Origin of the sequence: Wenjunlia vitaminophila DSM 41686 (assembly GCF_000380165.1) — a bacterium.
Taxonomy (GTDB): Bacteria; Actinomycetota; Actinomycetes; order Streptomycetales; family Streptomycetaceae; genus Wenjunlia; species Wenjunlia vitaminophila.
Map to the genome: position 1 here is coordinate 1 of NZ_KB904672.1, position 16,989 is coordinate 16,989.

General features: G+C 68.0%; 13 protein-coding genes. 2 read left to right on the forward strand and 11 right to left on the reverse strand.

Annotation, left to right across the window (positions count from 1 at the left end; genetic code table 11):
* The 9 genes from A3IG_RS29835 to acnA form a co-directional block, all read right to left on the reverse strand.
* Positions 1-434, reverse strand: a 434-nt coding sequence (locus A3IG_RS29835; protein WP_040911551.1) for a 1-deoxy-D-xylulose-5-phosphate synthase N-terminal domain-containing protein, incomplete at its 3' end; no start/stop codon positions are given.
* A gap of 224 nt (positions 435-658) precedes the next feature.
* On the reverse strand, positions 659-1,954 hold the full coding sequence (locus A3IG_RS0115045; RefSeq protein WP_018384401.1) for a sugar ABC transporter permease: 1,296 nt from the start codon (positions 1,952-1,954) through the stop codon (positions 659-661).
* On the reverse strand, positions 1,951-2,739 hold the full coding sequence (locus A3IG_RS0115050; protein WP_018384402.1) for an ATP-binding cassette domain-containing protein: 789 nt from the start codon (positions 2,737-2,739) through the stop codon (positions 1,951-1,953). Before A3IG_RS0115050 ends, A3IG_RS0115045 begins: the two co-directional genes overlap by 4 nt.
* Before the next feature lie 87 nt (positions 2,740-2,826).
* Positions 2,827-3,939, reverse strand: coding sequence for a substrate-binding domain-containing protein (locus A3IG_RS0115055; protein ID WP_018384403.1), 1,113 nt, complete (start codon positions 3,937-3,939; stop codon positions 2,827-2,829).
* A gap of 368 nt (positions 3,940-4,307) precedes the next feature.
* Positions 4,308-5,543: an ROK family transcriptional regulator gene (locus A3IG_RS0115060; protein WP_051087511.1), complete on the reverse strand. Its 1,236-nt coding sequence runs from the start codon at positions 5,541-5,543 to the stop codon at positions 4,308-4,310.
* 310 nt (positions 5,544-5,853) lie between these two features.
* Positions 5,854-6,807: a carbohydrate ABC transporter permease gene (locus A3IG_RS0115065; protein ID WP_018384405.1), complete on the reverse strand. Its 954-nt coding sequence runs from the start codon at positions 6,805-6,807 to the stop codon at positions 5,854-5,856.
* Positions 6,807-7,727 (reverse strand): carbohydrate ABC transporter permease, encoded by a 921-nt coding sequence (locus A3IG_RS0115070; RefSeq protein WP_018384406.1) that lies wholly within the window; start codon positions 7,725-7,727, stop codon positions 6,807-6,809. Before A3IG_RS0115070 ends, A3IG_RS0115065 begins: the two co-directional genes overlap by 1 nt.
* 47 nt (positions 7,728-7,774) lie before the next feature.
* Positions 7,775-9,199 carry an N-acetylglucosamine/diacetylchitobiose ABC transporter substrate-binding protein gene (ngcE, locus tag A3IG_RS0115075; protein WP_018384407.1) on the reverse strand — a complete coding sequence of 475 codons (1,425 nt, stop codon included), beginning with the start codon at positions 9,197-9,199 and terminating at the stop codon, positions 7,775-7,777.
* A 547-nt stretch (positions 9,200-9,746) separates the two neighbouring features.
* Positions 9,747-12,476 (reverse strand): aconitate hydratase AcnA, encoded by a 2,730-nt coding sequence (acnA, locus tag A3IG_RS0115080; RefSeq protein ID WP_018384408.1) that lies wholly within the window; start codon positions 12,474-12,476, stop codon positions 9,747-9,749.
* Positions 12,477-12,764: 288 nt separating this feature from the next.
* On the opposite strand from acnA, the gene A3IG_RS0115085 reads away from it, so the two are divergent.
* Positions 12,765-13,517 (forward strand): TnsA-like heteromeric transposase endonuclease subunit, encoded by a 753-nt coding sequence (locus A3IG_RS0115085; RefSeq protein WP_040911553.1) that lies wholly within the window; start codon positions 12,765-12,767, stop codon positions 13,515-13,517.
* Positions 13,518-14,126: 609 nt separating this feature from the next.
* Complete coding sequence (locus tag A3IG_RS35875; RefSeq protein WP_018384411.1) at positions 14,127-14,648, forward strand: hypothetical protein; 522 nt, start codon at positions 14,127-14,129, stop codon at positions 14,646-14,648.
* A gap of 44 nt (positions 14,649-14,692) precedes the next feature.
* On the opposite strand, the gene A3IG_RS32630 is transcribed toward A3IG_RS35875, so the two are convergent.
* Complete coding sequence (locus tag A3IG_RS32630; RefSeq protein ID WP_018384412.1) at positions 14,693-15,556, reverse strand: hypothetical protein; 864 nt, start codon at positions 15,554-15,556, stop codon at positions 14,693-14,695.
* A 356-nt stretch (positions 15,557-15,912) separates the two neighbouring features.
* Positions 15,913-16,914 (reverse strand): ornithine carbamoyltransferase, encoded by a 1,002-nt coding sequence (argF, locus tag A3IG_RS0115105; protein ID WP_018384413.1) that lies wholly within the window; start codon positions 16,912-16,914, stop codon positions 15,913-15,915.
* Positions 16,915-16,989 lie beyond the last annotated feature (75 nt).

Below are 16,989 nucleotides of genomic sequence, written 5' to 3' on the forward strand. Positions count from 1 at the left end.
TCCCCGATCACCGCCACCACATGCCGATCCCGCCGCCCCAACACCTCATTCGCCTTCGCCAAACCATCCGCCCACCCCAACACCGTCGACGCATGCGAATTCTCAATCACATCATGCACCGACTCCCCCCGCGACGGATAACCCGACAAACCACCCCGACACCGCAACCCCGAGAAATCCTGCCGACCCGTCAACACCTTGTGCACATACGACTGGTGCCCCGTATCAAACAACACCCGATCCCGCGGCGACTCAAACACCCGATGCAACGCCAACGTCAACTCCACCACACCCAAATTCGGACCCAAATGCCCCCCAGTCCGCGACACCGCCTCCACCAGAAACGCACGAATCTCCCCCGCAAGCTCAACAAGCTGCTCCTGGGTGAGTGAGTCAAGATCGCGCGGTCCACGAATGCGGGCTAGCAGCGCCACCCGTGCCTCCTTCTTCGAACGTTCCGGGGCCTTTCCGGCCTCGGCCGAGCCGTGCGCCGGCCGAAGCCGGTCCGACGAGTCTAGTGTCCGGTTCACCGGGAACGACCGTCCGGTGGGCGGACGCCCCGGTTCTATCGGGCGCGTGGCAGTGCCCCACTCGTGCGAAACCTCAGCCCGGCTCGCACGGATCACGCGCGAGCCGGGCTGAGGCGCAAAAGGTGACGTCAGGCCCGTCCGGAGGCCTTCTGGGTGCGTCGAGAAACCGAGTCGATGACCACTGCGGCCAGCAGCACCGCCCCGGTGATCATGTATTGCACGGCGGCGTCGATGCCGAGCAGTGCCATGCCGGACGCGATCGACATGATGACCAGCGTCCCGAGCAGCGCCGACCAGGTGTTGCCACGCCCCCCGAAGAGGCTGGTGCCCCCGATGACCGCCGCCGCGATGGCGTTCATCAGCAGGTTCCCCTGGCCGGCGCCCTGGTTGGCCGCGGCGATCTGCGAGGCGATGAACAGGCCGCCCACCGCGGCCATGGTCCCGGCGATGGCGAAGACCGAGATGCGGACCAGGGCCACGTTGATGCCGGCCCGGCGCGCCGCCTCCACACTGCCGCCGAGCGCGAAGACCTTGCGGCCGTAGGCGGTGCGGCGCAGCACGAAGTCGAGAACGACGATCACCGCCAGGAAGATCACCAGTGCCAGCGGCAGACCGCGGTACTGGTTGAGCACGTAGGCCGTGGCGTAGGCGGGCACGGCCAGCACCGCGGTGCGCAGCAGCACCTCGGTGAGCGGACGACTCGGCACGCCCGCGGTCTGCCTGCGGCGGCTGTCCCACAGGGCCGCGGCGAGGTAGCCGGCCACGCAGAGGGTCGCCAGTCCCCAGGCGGCGGCCACGTCGGTGAAGTAGTAGCTGGTGAGGTCGGCCACCAGGCCGGAGTCATCGATGTTGATGGTCCCGTCGTCGCCGAGGACCTGCAGCATCAGTCCGTTCCAGGCGAGCAGCCCGGCGAGGGTGACCACGAAGGCCGGCACGCCCACGTAGGCGAAGAAGACGCCGTGGACGGCGCCGAGCACGGCGCCGCTGAACAGGGCCACGACCACTGCCTGCCACTCGGCCATGCCCTCGTTGACGGCGAGGACCGCGAAGACGGCGGAGGCCAGGCCACTGACCGAGCCCACGGACAGGTCGATCTCACCCAGCAGCAGCACGAAGACGATGCCGACTGCGATCATGCCGGTGCCGACGATGTCCACGGAGAGGTTGGACAGGTTCTCCGCCGACATGAACGCGGAGTCCTGCCCCTGGAAGATCGCCCAGATGATGACCAGGCCGAGGACCACGGGGAGGGCGCCGAGGTCGCCGCTGCGCACCCGGCGCAGGAACTCGTCCCAGTACCCACGGAACCCCTGCTGGCGCACCAGCAGTCGGGGGTCCACCGGGGCCACGGCGCCCGGCGCGGGCACGCCGTCCGCCGGGGCGCCCACCGGCTCGGCGTCGTTCTTGGTGATGTCCACGGTCATGCCCCGGCCTCCACGCTCCGAGCCTGGCGGCGGGTCACGGCGTTGTCGGTGGCGCCGGTGATGGCCGCGACGATCTCTTCCTGAGAGGTGGCGCGGACGTCGAAGACCCCGTTGTTCCGGCCGAGCCGCAGCACCGCGACCCGGTCGGCGACGGCCTTGACGTCGGCCATGTTGTGGCTGATGAGGATGACCCCGAGGCCCCGCTCCCGGAGCCGTTCGACCAGGTCGAGCACCTGGGCGGTCTGCTCGACGCCGAGGGCGGCGGTGGGCTCGTCCAGGATCACCACCTTGGGCTCGCCCAGCAGCGAACGGGCGATCGCGACGGTCTGGCGCTGCCCGCCGGAGAGCGACGCCACGGGGACCCGCACGCTGGGGATGCGGATGGACAGGGTGTCGAGCAGCTCCCTGGACCGGCGCTCCATCCCCACCTCGTTGAGGACCCCGAAGCGGCGCAGCTCCCGACCGAGGTAGAGGTTGCCGACGACGTCGAGGTTCTCGCACAGCGAGAGGTCCTGGTAGACGGTGGCGATGCCGAGCTGCTGGGCGTCCTGGGGGTCGTGGACCTGGACCTGACGGCCCTCCCACCGGATCTCGCCGTCGTCCGCGGGGCCCACCCCGGCGATGACCTTCACCAGGGTGGACTTCCCGGCACCGTTGTCACCGACGAGGGCCACGACCTCACCGGGACGGATCTCGAGTTGGACGTCGGTGAGCGCCTGGACGGCGCCGAACCGCTTGGAGATCCCGCGCAGTGCCAGCACGGGCGTGTCGGACATGTGCACCATCTCCTTCACCCGCCGCGCCGGCGGGTCTCGCCTCGCTGCCCTGGGGTGGCGTGCGGACCGCCACCCCGGTCCGGTGGTCCGGACGGGTTACTTCAGTCCGAGCTCCTCGCACGCGGCGCGGTACTTGGGCGTGCAGATCTCGTCCAGCGTGTAGAGGCCGTCCTTGACCACCGTGTCGAGGATGTTCGTCCGGGTGAGTGCCACCGGCGCGATGACCACCGAGGGGATGTCCTTGGTGGTGGCGCTGTCCACGCGGTCCTTGGCGACGGTGGAGACGTCCTCACCGCGGGCCGCGGCCACGGCCATCTTCGCCGCGGCGTCGGCTTCCGGGACGTAGGGCTTGTAGACGCTCATGTACTGCTCGCCCGAGATGATCCGCTGCACACCCGCGAGCTCGGCGTCCTGGCCGGTCACCGGAGGCATCTCGGAGAACTTCGCGGCCCTGATGGCGGTGACGATGCCGCCGGCCATGCCGTCGTTGGCGGAGTAGAAGCCGACGATGTTCTCCTTGCCGAGGGAGGTGATGGCCCCCTTGGCGTTCCTGTTCGCCTCCTCCGGCTTCCAGCCGACGGTGTCGTACTCCTTGCCGATGGTGACCTTGCCGTCCAGCGCGGAGTGGGCGCCCTTCTTGAAGTCGGCGGCGTTGGGGTCGCCCTTGTCACCGTTCATCATCACGATCTGGCCCTGTTTGGCCCGGTCGCCCAGCGCCTTCAGCAGCGCCTCGCCCTGGACCCTGCCGACCTGCTCGTTGTCGAAGGAGGTGTAGCCCTTGATCGGGCCCCGGGCCAGACGGTCGTAGGCGATGACCGGTATCCCCGCCTTGTCTGCCTTGCGGACCGAGTTGGCGATGGACTTGAAGTCCACCGCATCCAGGATCAGGGCGTCGACCTTCTTGGTGATCATGGTGTCAACCTGCTGCTCCTGGGTGGAGGCCTCCTGCTTGGCGTTGGCGTAGAGGACCTTGCACTCGGAGCAGAGTTCCTTGATCTTCTTTTCGATCAGCGGCTGGTCGAAGTTCTCATAACGCGCCGTCTGATTCTCTGGCAGGAGCAGGCCAATGGTGAGGGAGCCGTTCTTCTTGCCACTGGGGGCGGGCTCCTTGCCCTCTCCGGCCTCCTTGGCATCACCGCAGGCAGCCAGCGTTGCGGCAAGGGTGACCGCGGCGACGGCCAGGGCAGCACTACGCAGGTGGGTGTACACGGGGTGACCTCCCTGACAGGGCCGCGCCATCGCGGCCGAGGCTGAGGGGCAGTCAACTCCCATCAAAGCTTGACGTCAAGAAGTAAAAACTAAACACCCTTCGATCACGCTAGTTCGTTTTAAATCTGAAGGGAGAGGGAAGGTAAAGAGTTCGCGGACGCCCGGCAACGGCAGCAGAACCCGGTCGAAGCCCGCACGAGACCGCCACGGGCAGAGGTCACGCCGTCACCGGGCGGGGACGGGGACCAGCCGACGCCCAACGGCCGGCCGCGGGCACTGATGTGGGGAACGCCCGCGGACAGCGTTGATCCGCCCGACCCGTGGGTCAGGCGGATCAACGTCCATGAGCGGTCAGCCGAAGGAGCCGGTCAGCGGCCCGCCTCGACGGGGTCCCGGCGCGGCCGGCTCTGATCCGTCGCTGCGGGCTGCTCCGGCACCGCGGCCAGCAGCGTCGAGTCACCCATCTCGCTGAGCACCAGGGCCAGCGCGCCCAGCACCTCGGCCCGGCCACCCAGCGCACCGGGGACCACCGAGAGCTGACGGGCGGCGCTGGGGATCGCGTACCGGGCCACCGACTCCCGGATCGGCCTGAGCACCAGTTCCCCCGCCTCGGCCAGGTCACCACCGAGGATCACCCGCCGCGGGTTCAGCAGGTTGCACAGGTTCGCCACACCCATCCCGATGTGCCGGCCCGCGTCGCCGATCACCCGGCGGCACCCCGGGTCACCCTCGGCCGCGAGCTGCACCATGCGGGGCACCGTGAGGTCCCGGCCCAGGCTGGGCTCGAGCAGCGCCAGCATGTGCCGGGCCGCGGTGAACGTCTCCAGGCAGCCACGGTTGCCGCACCGGCAGATCGGCCCTGACTCGTCCAGGGTGATGTGCCCGATCTCCCCCGCGGTGCCCCCGGGACCCCGGTAGATGCGCCCGCCCATCACCAGACCGGCACCGACGCCACTGGCCACCTTGATGTACGCCAGGTCCTTCAGCCCCTGCCCGCTCCCCCAGACCAGCTCCCCCAGGGCCCCCAGGTTGGCGTCGTTGTCCACGTGCACCGGCAGGCCGAGGCGGTCGGCGAGCTCCTCCCGCGGGTTGATGCCGCTCCAGCCGGGCAGGATCGCGGTGGAACCGAGGGCTCCGGACTCCACGTCGATCGGACCGGGCACGCCGAGACCGACGCCCAGCACCTTGTCCAGGGCGATCCCGGTGTCCGCGATCAGGCGGGCCACCAGGCGTTCCGCCCGGTCGAACCCCTGGGCGGCGGAGGCGTCCACGTCGATGGGCTCGGCCTGCTCCGCCAGCACCTGGTGTGCCAGGTTCCCGACGGCCACCCGCAGGTGGGAGTGGCCGAAGTCAACGCCCACCACGACTCCGGCGTCGCCACTGAGGGACACGCTGCGGGCCCTGCGGCCTCCCGAGGACGTGGGGGTCACCTCGACGGTGCCGTTCAGCCGCAGTTCGCGGACGATGTTGGAGACGGTGGCGGCGGACAGACCAGTGGTGCGGGCGATCTGGGCCTGGGTCAGCGAGCCGGCCATGCGCACCGCCCGCACCACCCGTTCCAGGTTGGCCCGGTGCAGCGACGACTGCGACCCCGGAGTCTCCACCACGGTCCACTCACTCCCGCCTCGGCGTGGCCAGGACAGCCACCGCCCGCCCCTGAAGGGGCCGTGACTAGGACCCCTCGCCTACAACATGTGAAGTCTAAGCTGAGTGGTCGGCCTCAGGGCGTGTCAAGGGCGAGAGGTTTCCATGGCCACGGGCAGGCATTTTGCCCTGGTTCGGGAGGTCTGATGGTCGGGCCGGGCCGCCACCGGGCGGGACGAAACCCTGGGAAAACGACGAACGGGGCTTGCGCCCCGTTCACCGGTTCGGGTGGCGCCGTCCCGCGGCGCCACCCGGATGTCACTGCCCGTGCTACTTCAACGCTCCCGCGGTGAGGCCCGCCTGCACCTGCCGCTGGAAGACGATGTACACGGCGAGGACCGGCAGGGTGGCGAGCACCAGTCCGGCGAACAGCCCCGACCAGTCGCCGTCGTAGCCCTGGGTCGCCGCCAGTTCCACCAGCCCCTGGGGCAGCACCTGCTTGCCCTCGCCGGTGTTGAGCACCGTGGGCAGGAGGTACTGGTTCCACTGGCCGAGGAAGTTGAAGATCCCGACGCTGATCAGGCCGGGTTTGGCCATCGGGAGCATGACCTGGAAGAAGGTCCTGGTGTGGGAGGCCCCGTCCAGTATCGCCGCCTCGGCCACCGAGGTGGGCAGCGTCCGGAAGAACGACGTGAGGAAGAAGACGGTGAACGGCAGCGAGTAGCCGATATAGACCAGGATCAATCCGTGGTACGTGTTGAGCAGCCCCATGTTGTCCATGACGAAGAACAACGGGACCAGGGCGAGGATGATCGGGAAGCTCATCCCGCTGATGAACAGGTAGTAGATGAAACGGTTCCCGGGGAACTCGAAACGGGCGATCACATAGGCCGCCATCGCGCCCAGCAGCATGGTGCCGACCAACGACCCGCCCACCACGATGACGGAGTTCATGAAGTAGTCGCCCATGTTCGCGTCCTGCCAGGCACGCGACCAGTTGTTCCACTTCAGCTCGTCGGGCAGGGCCCACGGCGACTTCAGGATCTCCGAGTCCGTCTTCAGCGAGGTCATGATCGCCCACAGCACTGGCAGGGTCACCAGCAGCCCCCACACCACCAGGAAGGCGTGGGAGAAGACGTTGAGCACCCGGCCCTCACTGCCGGACTGCCGCTTGCCCGGCGCGGACGGAGCGTCCCGCTTGTCGATGCCCGGCAGCTCCGGGGGAACGAGTTGCGTGGTCACGGGCTCCCCCTCCGGAACGGCCCCGGTCTGGGTGTCGGTCATCAGAACTCCAGCCGCTCGCGCCGGCCGAGCCTCATGACGATTCCGGCGAAGATCAAGGTCACGATGAGCAGCGCCACACCCAGCGCTGTCGCCTGACCGGCCTGCCCGTCCCGGAAGGACTTGGTGTAGAGGTAGAAGGACAGCACCTCGGTGGAGTAATCAGGTCCACCGGGCCCGATGGTCATGATCTGCACCACCGCGAAGGAGTCGAGCGCGATGATGCCCATGTAGATCCAACCGGTCTGGACCGTGTCCCAGAGCAGCGGCAGGGTGATCCGGAAGAAGGTGGTGAACCGGTTGGCGCCGTCCAGCAGTGCGGCCTCGTAGAAGTCCCGGGGGATGGAGCTCATCCCGGCGGAGAACAGCACCACGTAGAAGCCGACGTTGCACCACACCATCACCGCCATGACGCACCACAGCGCCAGGTCCGGATCACCCAGCCAGAGCGGCTGCACCGAGTCCAGTCCGATGGCCCGCAGGAAGCCGTTGAGCGCGCCGCCCTCGGTCGGCTCGTAGGCGTACCTGAAGAGCACGGCCACGATCGCGATCGACAGCACCTGCGGGAAGAAGTACACGACCTTGTAGAAGCCCGATCCGCGCACGCCGGCGATGACCGCGCCACGCCTGCGCTTGCCTCCCACGTTGAGCATGAAGGCGAAGAACAGCCCGAGTCCGAGGGTCACCAGCGGCAGCACCAACAGCAGCAGGAGATTGTTCCGCAGCGCCTTCCAGAAGATCTCGTCGTCGAGGAGTCGATCGTAGTTCTCGAGTCCGACCCACGAGTAGTCCGAGCTCAGTCCCGTCCAGTCGGTGAACGAGTAGTAGATTGCCTGGACGAACGGCGAGATCACAAACACCGCGTAAATCGCCAGGGGCAGGGCGAGAAAGCCCACAATGAACCGGTACTTGCCATGTTGCATATCATCGACCCCGTTCCTGGTGCCGCGTGCCGCCGCTGGTGACGACCTCAGGTGTGCTTGTACTTCTTGACGGAGTCGTCCTTGGCCGTGTCGTCGGCGAACTTCTGGATCTTCTTGATGCACTCGTCCGGCTTCATCCGGCCGGCCATCATCTCGCCGAGCGCGGCGATGCCGATCTTCTCCTTCTGCAGTGCGACGTACCAGTCCTGCAGGCGCGGGTTGACGATGTTCTCGCCCGCCGCCGCCAGGGCGTCGTTCGACGACTGGAGGCCCGGCGGCAGGGTCACGCCCTCGGTACCGCCGTTCATCGAGGTCAGGGAGGAGACCTGCTGGACGAAGTTCCGCGAGGACGCCTCACCGAGCATGATCCGCAGCAGCTCCATGCCGCCCATGGGGTTCTTCGCCCGCTTGGGCACGATGAAGGGCTCTCCACCGGACGCCCATATGGTGCCGAACGGCATCTTGTCCGAGCTGTCCAGGCCGGACGGCGCGGAGACCGCCATCTGGAAGTCCTTGGGCGTGGTCTTCTTCGCCTCGTTCTCCACCCAGGAGCCGTTCGGGATGAAGATCGCCTTACCCTCGGTCCACTTGGTCTGGGACTGTATGTGGTCCAACCCAGGGGTGCCCTTGAGGATGTAGCCCTTGGCCGCCAGCTCGTAGTAGGCCTCGATGACCGCCTTGACCGCGGGGTGGTGCCAGGCGTTGGGCTCGAGGTTGTCTATGGCGTCCAGCACCTCGCGGCCGCCCACCTTGGCCATCATCGGGTACATGCTGAACGGCAGGTAGTACGGGTGCTTGCCGGCGTAGGTCCAGCCCGCGATGCCCTTCTTCTTGGCGTCGGCGCACAGCGTGAGCATCTCGTCCCAGGTCTTGGGGTACTCCCAGCCGTGCTTGTCCAGGAGGGTCTGGGAGTACCACACGCCGTACACCGTGTAGGCGTAGTAGAGGATCCACACCTCCTTGCCGGTGAACTGCCCCATCTCCACCACGCCGGGGCGCAGGGTGTCCCGGACCTTCTTGGTCGGGTCGTCGATGGACGGGGCGTCGAGCATCGGGGTGAGGTCCATGAGCTGGTCCTTGCCGACCAGGGTGCCCATGTCCATCTGCTCGGCGCCGGAGTTGTCGATCAGGTCCGGCGGGGTGCCGCCGTTGAACCGCGGCTGCAGCTTCGTCTGGATCTTCGTTGTCGCCGAGTGGCTGACCTTGGCCTTGGGGTAGGCCTGCTTGTACAGCACCTCGGCGTCCTTGGCGTACTTGTCGCCGAAGCCGCCGTCGAAGATGACGACTTCCAGTCCCGCGCTCTCGTTGACCGCGAGCGGGTTCTTGTCGGTCTTCTTGCCCTGCTCGACCTTCTCGCCGTCGCCGTCGTCACCACTGGCGCAGGACGTCAGAAAGGTCGCAGCCGGGGCCGCGACAAGACCGGCCGCGGTAGCCCGTTTGATGAGGTCGCGGCGGTTGAAATCGGATCCCATGCTCAAGTCCTCGCCTTCTCCAGGACTCATGCGGTGCACCGGATGCCGCCGGCCCTACCGCGCGTAAGGAAAAGCTGGATCGTTCTCGGCTCTCCCGGGAGACATGGCCCGGGAGGTGTTCAAAAGCTTCTGGAACGGGCACAGGTATAGTCCACTTGCACTCAAGAAGGCAAGATCAGGGACGGCCGGGCGGCGAGTCTTTCCCGAGTTGATATGTGGAGGCGCAACGTCCGCCCCCGTGGGCCGCGGGCGGCACGCCGGCAATACGCCTGAAACCTCGCCGAATCGCCCGAGTGGCCCTACCGCGGGACGGGGATGCGCTCCACCGAAGCCGCAGTCACCCCATGCCAGCGAAATGGATGTCGATCATCCACTCATTATCCGCCGCTGTGGTTTGGCACTTACTTTCCGGTCACTTTCTCGTGGCGCACCGCCACACCCGAGGGCCGTCGCGGCCCCCAATACACGCATGGCGGACATCAGGCGTTGAATGCCTCGATGTCCGCCATACGCTGACAGGATGTTCAATTTTGGCGACTAATGTAGCTTACTGTGCGGGCTGCTTACGGATGAGCGAGCGCAGCACGTACTGCATGATGCCACCGTTGCGGTAGTAGTCGGCCTCACCCGGCGTATCGATGCGGACCTTGGCATCGAACTCGACCCCGGTGTCGGTGCTGACCCGGACGGTGTCCGGGATGCCGCCGTCGTTCAGCGCGGTGATCCCGGAGACCGAGAACGTCTCCTCGCCGGTCAGGCCCAGCTCCGTGGGGTTGGCGCCCTCGGGGAACTGGAGCGGGAGCACGCCCATGCCGATCAGGTTGGAGCGGTGGATGCGCTCGTAGGACTCGGCGATGACGGCCCTGACCCCGAGCAGCGCGGTGCCCTTGGCCGCCCAGTCGCGGGACGACCCGGAGCCGTACTCCTTGCCGGCGAGCACGACCAGGGGGGTGCCCTGCGCCTGGTAGTGCTGCGAAGCCTCGTAGATGGTCGTCACCGGGCCGCCCTCGACGGTGAAGTCGCGGGTGTAGCCGCCCTCGGTGCCCGGGGCGATCTGGTTGCGCAGCCGGATGTTGGCGAAGGTGCCGCGGATCATGACCTCGTGGTTGCCGCGACGGGAACCGTAGGAGTTGAAGTCGCGCCGCTCCACCCCGTGCTCGGTGAGGTAGGTGCCCGCCGGGCTGTCCGGCTTGATGGCACCCGCGGGGGAGATGTGGTCGGTGGTGACCGAGTCACCGAGCTTGGCCAGGACCCGGGCGCCGGAGATGTCCTCCACGGGCTCCGGCTCCATGCCCATGCCCTCGAAGTAGGGCGGCTTGCGGACGTAGGTGGACTCGGCGTCCCACTCGAAGGTGTCACCGGTGGGGACCGGCAGCGCCTGCCACTGGGCGTCCCCGGCGAAGACGTCCTGGTAGCCGGAGCCGAACATCTCCTGGCCGATCGCCGAGGCGCAGACCTGTTCGATCTCCTGCTCGGTCGGCCAGATGTCCTTCAGGTAGACCGGCTTGCCCTCGGTGTCCAGGCCAAGCGGCTCGGTGGTGATGTCGGTGCGCATGGTGCCCGCGATCGCGTAGGCGACCACCAGCGGAGGGGACGCCAGGTAGTTCATCTTGACGTCCGGGTTGATCCGGCCTTCGAAGTTCCGGTTGCCGGACAGCACCGAGACCACGGCCAGACCGTTCTCGTTCACCGCCTTGGAGACCTCCTCGGGAAGCGGCCCCGAGTTCCCGATGCAGGTGGTGCACCCGTAACCGACCAGGTTGAATCCCAGCTTGTCCAGGTACGGGGTGAGTCCGGCCCGGTCGTAGTAGTCCATGACCACCTTGGACCCCGGAGCGAGGGTGGTCTTGACCCACGGCTTGCGGGTCAGCCCCTTCTCCACGGCCTTCTTCGCCAGCAGCGCCGCGCCCACCATCACCGACGGGTTGGAGGTGTTGGTGCAGGAGGTGATCGCCGCGACGGCCACCGCGCCGTGGTCGATCTCATAGCTGGAGCCGTCCGCGGCGACCACCGTGGTCGGACGGGACGGCACCCCCTCGGTCCCCGGAGCCGGGGCGTCCGAGGCGGGGAAGGACTCCTTGCCCACCTCCTGGTCGTCCTCGACGTAGTCGGCCACCTGCCTGCGGAACGTGGCTGCCGCCTCGGACAGCACGATCCGGTCCTGGGGGCGCTTGGGCCCTGCGATGGACGGCACCACGGTGCTCAGGTCCAGCTCCAGGTACTCGGAGAACTCCGGCTCACGGCTCGGGTCGTGCCACAGGCCCTGCTCCCGGGTGTACGCCTCGACCAGGTCGAGCTGCTGCTGGGACCGGCCGGTGAGCCGCAGGTAGCTGATGGTCTCCTGGTCGATCGGGAAGATCGCCGCGGTGGAGCCGAACTCCGGCGACATGTTGCCGATGGTGGCCCGGTTGGCCAGCGGCACGGCGCTGACGCCCTCGCCGTAGAACTCCACGAACTTCCCGACCACGCCGTGCTTGCGCAGCATCTCGGTGATGGTCAGCACCAGGTCGGTCGCCGTGGTGCCGGGGGTGAGCTCGCCGACCAGCTTGAAGCCCACCACACGCGGGATGAGCATCGACACCGGCTGTCCGAGCATGGCGGCCTCGGCCTCGATGCCTCCGACGCCCCAGCCCAGCACCCCGAGGCCGTTGACCATGGTGGTGTGCGAGTCCGTACCGACCAGGGTGTCCGGGTAGGCACGGCCGTTGCGGACCATGACCACCCGGGCCAGGTGCTCGATGTTGACCTGGTGCACGATGCCGGTGCCGGGCGGGACCACCTTGAACTCGTCGAACGCGGTCTGTCCCCAGCGCAGGAACTGGTAGCGCTCGCGGTTGCGGCCGTACTCCAACTCGACGTTCTGCTGGAAGGCGTCCGGGGTGCCGAACCGGTCGGCGATCACCGAGTGGTCGATGACCAGCTCGGCCGGGGCCAGCGGGTTGATGCGTGCCGCGTCACCGCCCAGCTCCTTGACCGCCTCGCGCATGGTGGCGAGGTCCACCACGCAGGGCACCCCGGTGAAGTCCTGCATGATCACCCGTGCGGGTGTGAACTGGATCTCCCGGCTGGGCTGCGCGTTGGCGTCCCAGGAACCCAGGGCCCGGATGTGGTCGGCAGTGATGTTCGCGCCGTCCTCGGTCCTCAGCAGGTTCTCCAGGAGGACCTTCAGGCTGTAGGGGAGCCGCTCGGCGCCCTCGACCTTGTCGAGCCGGAAGATTTCGTACGACTCGGCACCCACGCGCAGCGTGCTGCGGGCGTCGAAGCTGTTCGTGGACACGACAGTCTCCTTCATCAACGTACGCGTACCCACTCAATCCTGCCGATTCGGCCGAGCGGCCATCGGTTGAGGTGACCCTAAGTCGGACACCCCGGGCGGGACCCGGCCGGGTACGCCCCGGCAGTTATCTCGATGTCGAGATAACTCTAGTACATCGGCCCTGGAGAGGTCATGCTTGCGCCACGTGACCGCTCTCATCCAATCGAGGCGTTTACTCAGCGAACCCAGTCGTTCGGCCTTCTGTCTCAGTGAACCTAGCCGTATGGGCTAAACGCGCTGGGGGTGCTGGTGGCCGTACCGGCTGGGGTGGATCTCGCAGGGCCGTACGTCGAGCTGCCGTACGTGGACGCTGTACGTCAGCGGCAGCGCCGGCCTCTGCTGGACTGTGTGACGGCTCGATTCGAGGACGTGGCACCGGTACGGCCGTTCCGGTGGTCCCGTGGTGAGCGTCACTTCGCCGGCTGGTACTGGGCGGCGACGACTGGGCAGCGCGTGGGCTTCGAGTCCTGGCTGGAGCGGGACCGGCTTGTGCTGATGGACTTCGATCCGCAGGTGGCGGGGATCGCCTCGCAGCCCTTCTGGCTGGACTGGCACGACGGGGCACGGGAGCGTCGGCACGCTCCGGACTACTTCGTGCGCCGGGTGGACGGCTCGGCCGTGGTCGTCGATGTCCGTGCGGATGAGCCGATCGAGCCGAAGGACGCGGAAGCGTTCGAGGTGACGCGGATCGCCTGCGCTCAGGCGGGTTGGCACTTCGAGCGGGTCGGGATGCCGGAGCCGGTGTTGCTGGCGAATGTCCGGTGGCTATCCCGCTACCGGCTCCCGCGGTGCCTGCATCCAACGGCTGCGGACCGCCTGCGGGAGGTCTTCGCGGCGCCGGGGCCGCTGCTGCCCGGGGCCGACGCGGCGGGTGACCGACTCACGAGGTTGCCCGCGCTGTTCCATCTGCTCTGGCGTCAGGAACTGGTTGCCGAGGACTTGTCGGTCCAGTTGCTGGGTCCGCGCACGGTCGTGGGCCAGGTCGAAAGGGGTGCCGATTGAACAGGCAGGGGCGGAATGTTCCGCCCACAGCCCGGCTCTCGGAGTTTCCCGAGACAGCGGCTGAACAGGCACTTTGGTGGGAGGGCCACATCCTGGAGGTGCTGCACGGGCTGCCGACGGGGGTGTCGGATGAGGCAGTGCCTCGGCCGGAGTTCGCCCCCGGGCAGCACTCGTTGGCTGAGCGCGAGCGGGCCAAGGCGGCCGAGTTGACGGCGGCCGGGCACAAGTGACAGCCAGCGGGATCAAGCAGCGGCGACAGCGCTACCAGCGTGACGGCCTGGTCGGACTGGCCGACGGCCGGTCGGCCAAGCAGATGCCGGCCTTCGGCAAGGTTGATGCGGCGGTGGTGGAGTCGATGCGGCAGGCGATCGACGAGCCGAGGACTCGTCGAAGACGATCGGATTCCTCGTCTGGCGGACCAAGGAGATCCTGGCCGGCCGTGAGGACGCCGCAGGTGTTGAGAATCCTTCCCGGGCCACTCTCTACCGGCTCTACAGCAAGTTGGCGACGGGCACGCACGCGACGGGTTCGGCCCGCACGCGCCGGTCGGTCAAGGCTCGGCCTCCCGGCCCGTTCGGGGAGGTTCCGGCCAGCGCGCCGGGCGAGCTGATGCAGATCGACTCAACTCCGCTGGATGTGCTGGTGCGCCTGGACGACGGGATTGCGGAGAAGGTCGAGCTGACGGCGATGGTCGACATCGCGACGAGGTCGATCACGGCGGCGGTGCTGCGGCCGACCACGAAGGCCGCGGACGCGTTCGCGCTGCTGGCTCGCAGCGTCACCCCGGAGGCGATGCAGCCTGGCTGGTCGGAGGCCCTGCGGATGTCCCGTTCGGTGCTGCCGCACCGGCGGTTGCTGACGTTGGACGAGCGCCTGGAGCACGCGGCGGCACGGCCGGTGATCGTGCCGGAGACGATCGTCTGCGACCACGGCAAGGTGTTCATCTCCCGGAACCTCCGGGCCTCCTGCCGGTATTTGGGCATCAACCTGCAACCGGCCCACAAGGCGACGCCGACCGACAAGGGCACGAACCTCATGGACGACCACGACGTCTCCGTGTCCTACTCGCTACTCCGCCACTACGTCCGCTCGCGCTGCCCTCAGCGCTACGCTGCGAAATGGCACTCTTGACCCGCTTAGCCCGTGTGATCTCGCAGCTCGTGTCACGGGGCTCATCACTCGTCTTCGTCGCCGAGGTCGTAGGGCGGGATGGTCCATCGCATCACCGTCGTCCCCGCCTCGTCGGCTTCGAGCGTGACCGCATAGACCTGACCGGCGGCCCGCTCGCCGCGGTGCCTGATCGAGTGGTCGCCCTGGCCCCATTCGATGCCGAGCACCTGGCAACCGCCGACGTCGACCGCACCGACGTGGAGCGGATGGCGCCACCCGGCCCGCTGGAAGCGGTGGAAATCGGTGTGCTTATCGACCGAGACCATGAGGCCCTTGCCATGGAGGCGATCCCGCCAGGCAGCGAGTTCGGCCGCGCGTGCGGCCGCCTCAGCCACCGGGAGGTCCAGCCACCCATGCGGTCCGTCGACGCCGTGCTGCACGATCCGCTCACCACCGAACTGCGCATGTGCGTCGTCCGCGTACAGGCCCCAGTAGAAGACATCGGCGAGCCCGTCCGCCGGCTCGGCGTCCATTCCCGTCCACGCGTCCAGCCCTGCGGCATCGCCGACAACCATGCCGCACCGGTCGACGGGCAGGTCCCCGAGTCGGACCGGTACCGACCGGTCCGTGGTCTCGGGCCACGGAAGACCGAGACTGATCTCCAAGGTCGCGATCGTCGGTTCCTCGTCGAACGGAGACGGCGAGGTGCTCGCCCGCACCATCAAGGGTCGGTCGTCGGCTGCCGGAACCGCGACCGCCTCGCACAACCACTCCCGAAGATGGCCTCCTCCCCTCGCCGCAGCCGCCCTGGCGCGCTCGGACAGGGGCTGACCCAGGTCCCGCCACTGGTCGATCCACCCGGCCATGCCGAGGACCAGCACACCCGACGGCGCATTGACTTTCCCCAGGCCGACGAAGATCTCAGACATGCGCCGATTGTGCCTTCCCAGTGCGACAACCGTCCGCGCAGGTTTGTCGGTGCCCGCCCCTGGAGCTTCCGCGCTGCAATCGACACCCCCCCTGCCTGCCGGTGCCAGCTTCACTGGGCAGTCGAGCGCCGACACGTCTCACGGAAGATGGTCCGTCCAGGTCAGCCCCACTTCCAGCGACTAACTTCACTGAGACAAGACACCACGGGTGTCCCCGCCGATCGAAGACGACTCGAGAACGGGGCGCGCGACGGGCCCGCACACGGCTCGGGCGCCGGGGCTCCGCAACGGGACGGAACCCCGACGCCCGTCAGGCGGTGCAGGGAGGGTGCGCCGCGGTCCGGCCGCGGGGACGCTCAGTCGCCCAGGGTGGCGACCAACACCGCCTTGATCGTGTGCAGCCGGTTCTCCGCCTGGTCGAAGACGACCGAGTGGTCCGACTCGAACACCTCGTCACTGACCTCGAGGTGGGTCAGCCCGGTGCGGGCGTGCACCTCCCGCGCCAACTCGGTGCCCAGGTCGTGGAAAGCCGGCAGGCAGTGCAGGAAGCGCACCCGGTCGTTGCCGGTGGCGCGCAGCACCTCCATGGTCACCGCGTACTCGCGCAGCAACGCGATCCGCTCGTCCCAGACCTCCGCGGGCTCGCCCATCGAGACCCACACGTCGGTGTAGAGGAAGTCCGCTCCCCGCACTCCTTCGGCAACGTCCTCGGTGTGGACCAGCCGCGCTCCGGTGGTGGCCGCGACCTCCTCCGCCGCGGCCCGCACCTGCGGGGCGTTCCACAACGACCTCGGGGCGACGACACGGATCTCCATGCCCAGCAGAGCCGCGGTGGCCAGCAGGGAGTTGCCCATGTTGGCCCGGGCGTCGCCGAGGTAGGCCAGAACGACCTGCTCCAGCGGCTTGTCGGCGTGCTCGACGACCGTGAGCACGTCGGCCAGCATCTGGGTGGGGTGCCACTGGTCGGTCAGGCCGTTCCACACCGGGACCCCGGCGTGTCGCGCCAGTTCCTCCACCAGTTCCTGGTCATGCCCTCGGTACTGGATGCCGTCGAACATCCGGCCGAGCACTCGCGCGGTGTCCCTGACGGACTCCTTGTACCCCAGGTGGGAACCCGCCGGATCGAGGTAGGTGGTGGCCGCTCCCTGGTCGTGGGCCGCCACCTCGAAGGCGCAGCGGGTCCGGGTCGACGCCTTCTCGAAGAGCAACGCGATGTTCTTGCCGGTGAGCCGGGGCCGCTCCACGCCGTCGCGCTTGTCGGCCTTCAGTTGCGCCGCGAGGTCGAGCAGGAAGCGGAACTCCTCCGGAGTGTGGTCCAGTTCCTTGAGGAAACTCCTACGGCGCAGGTCAACGGCCATGGCGCGACTCCTTGTGCGTGCTCGGCGGGGCCGGGCCAGCCAAGCGGGACGGAATCGCAAGCATATACATAAATA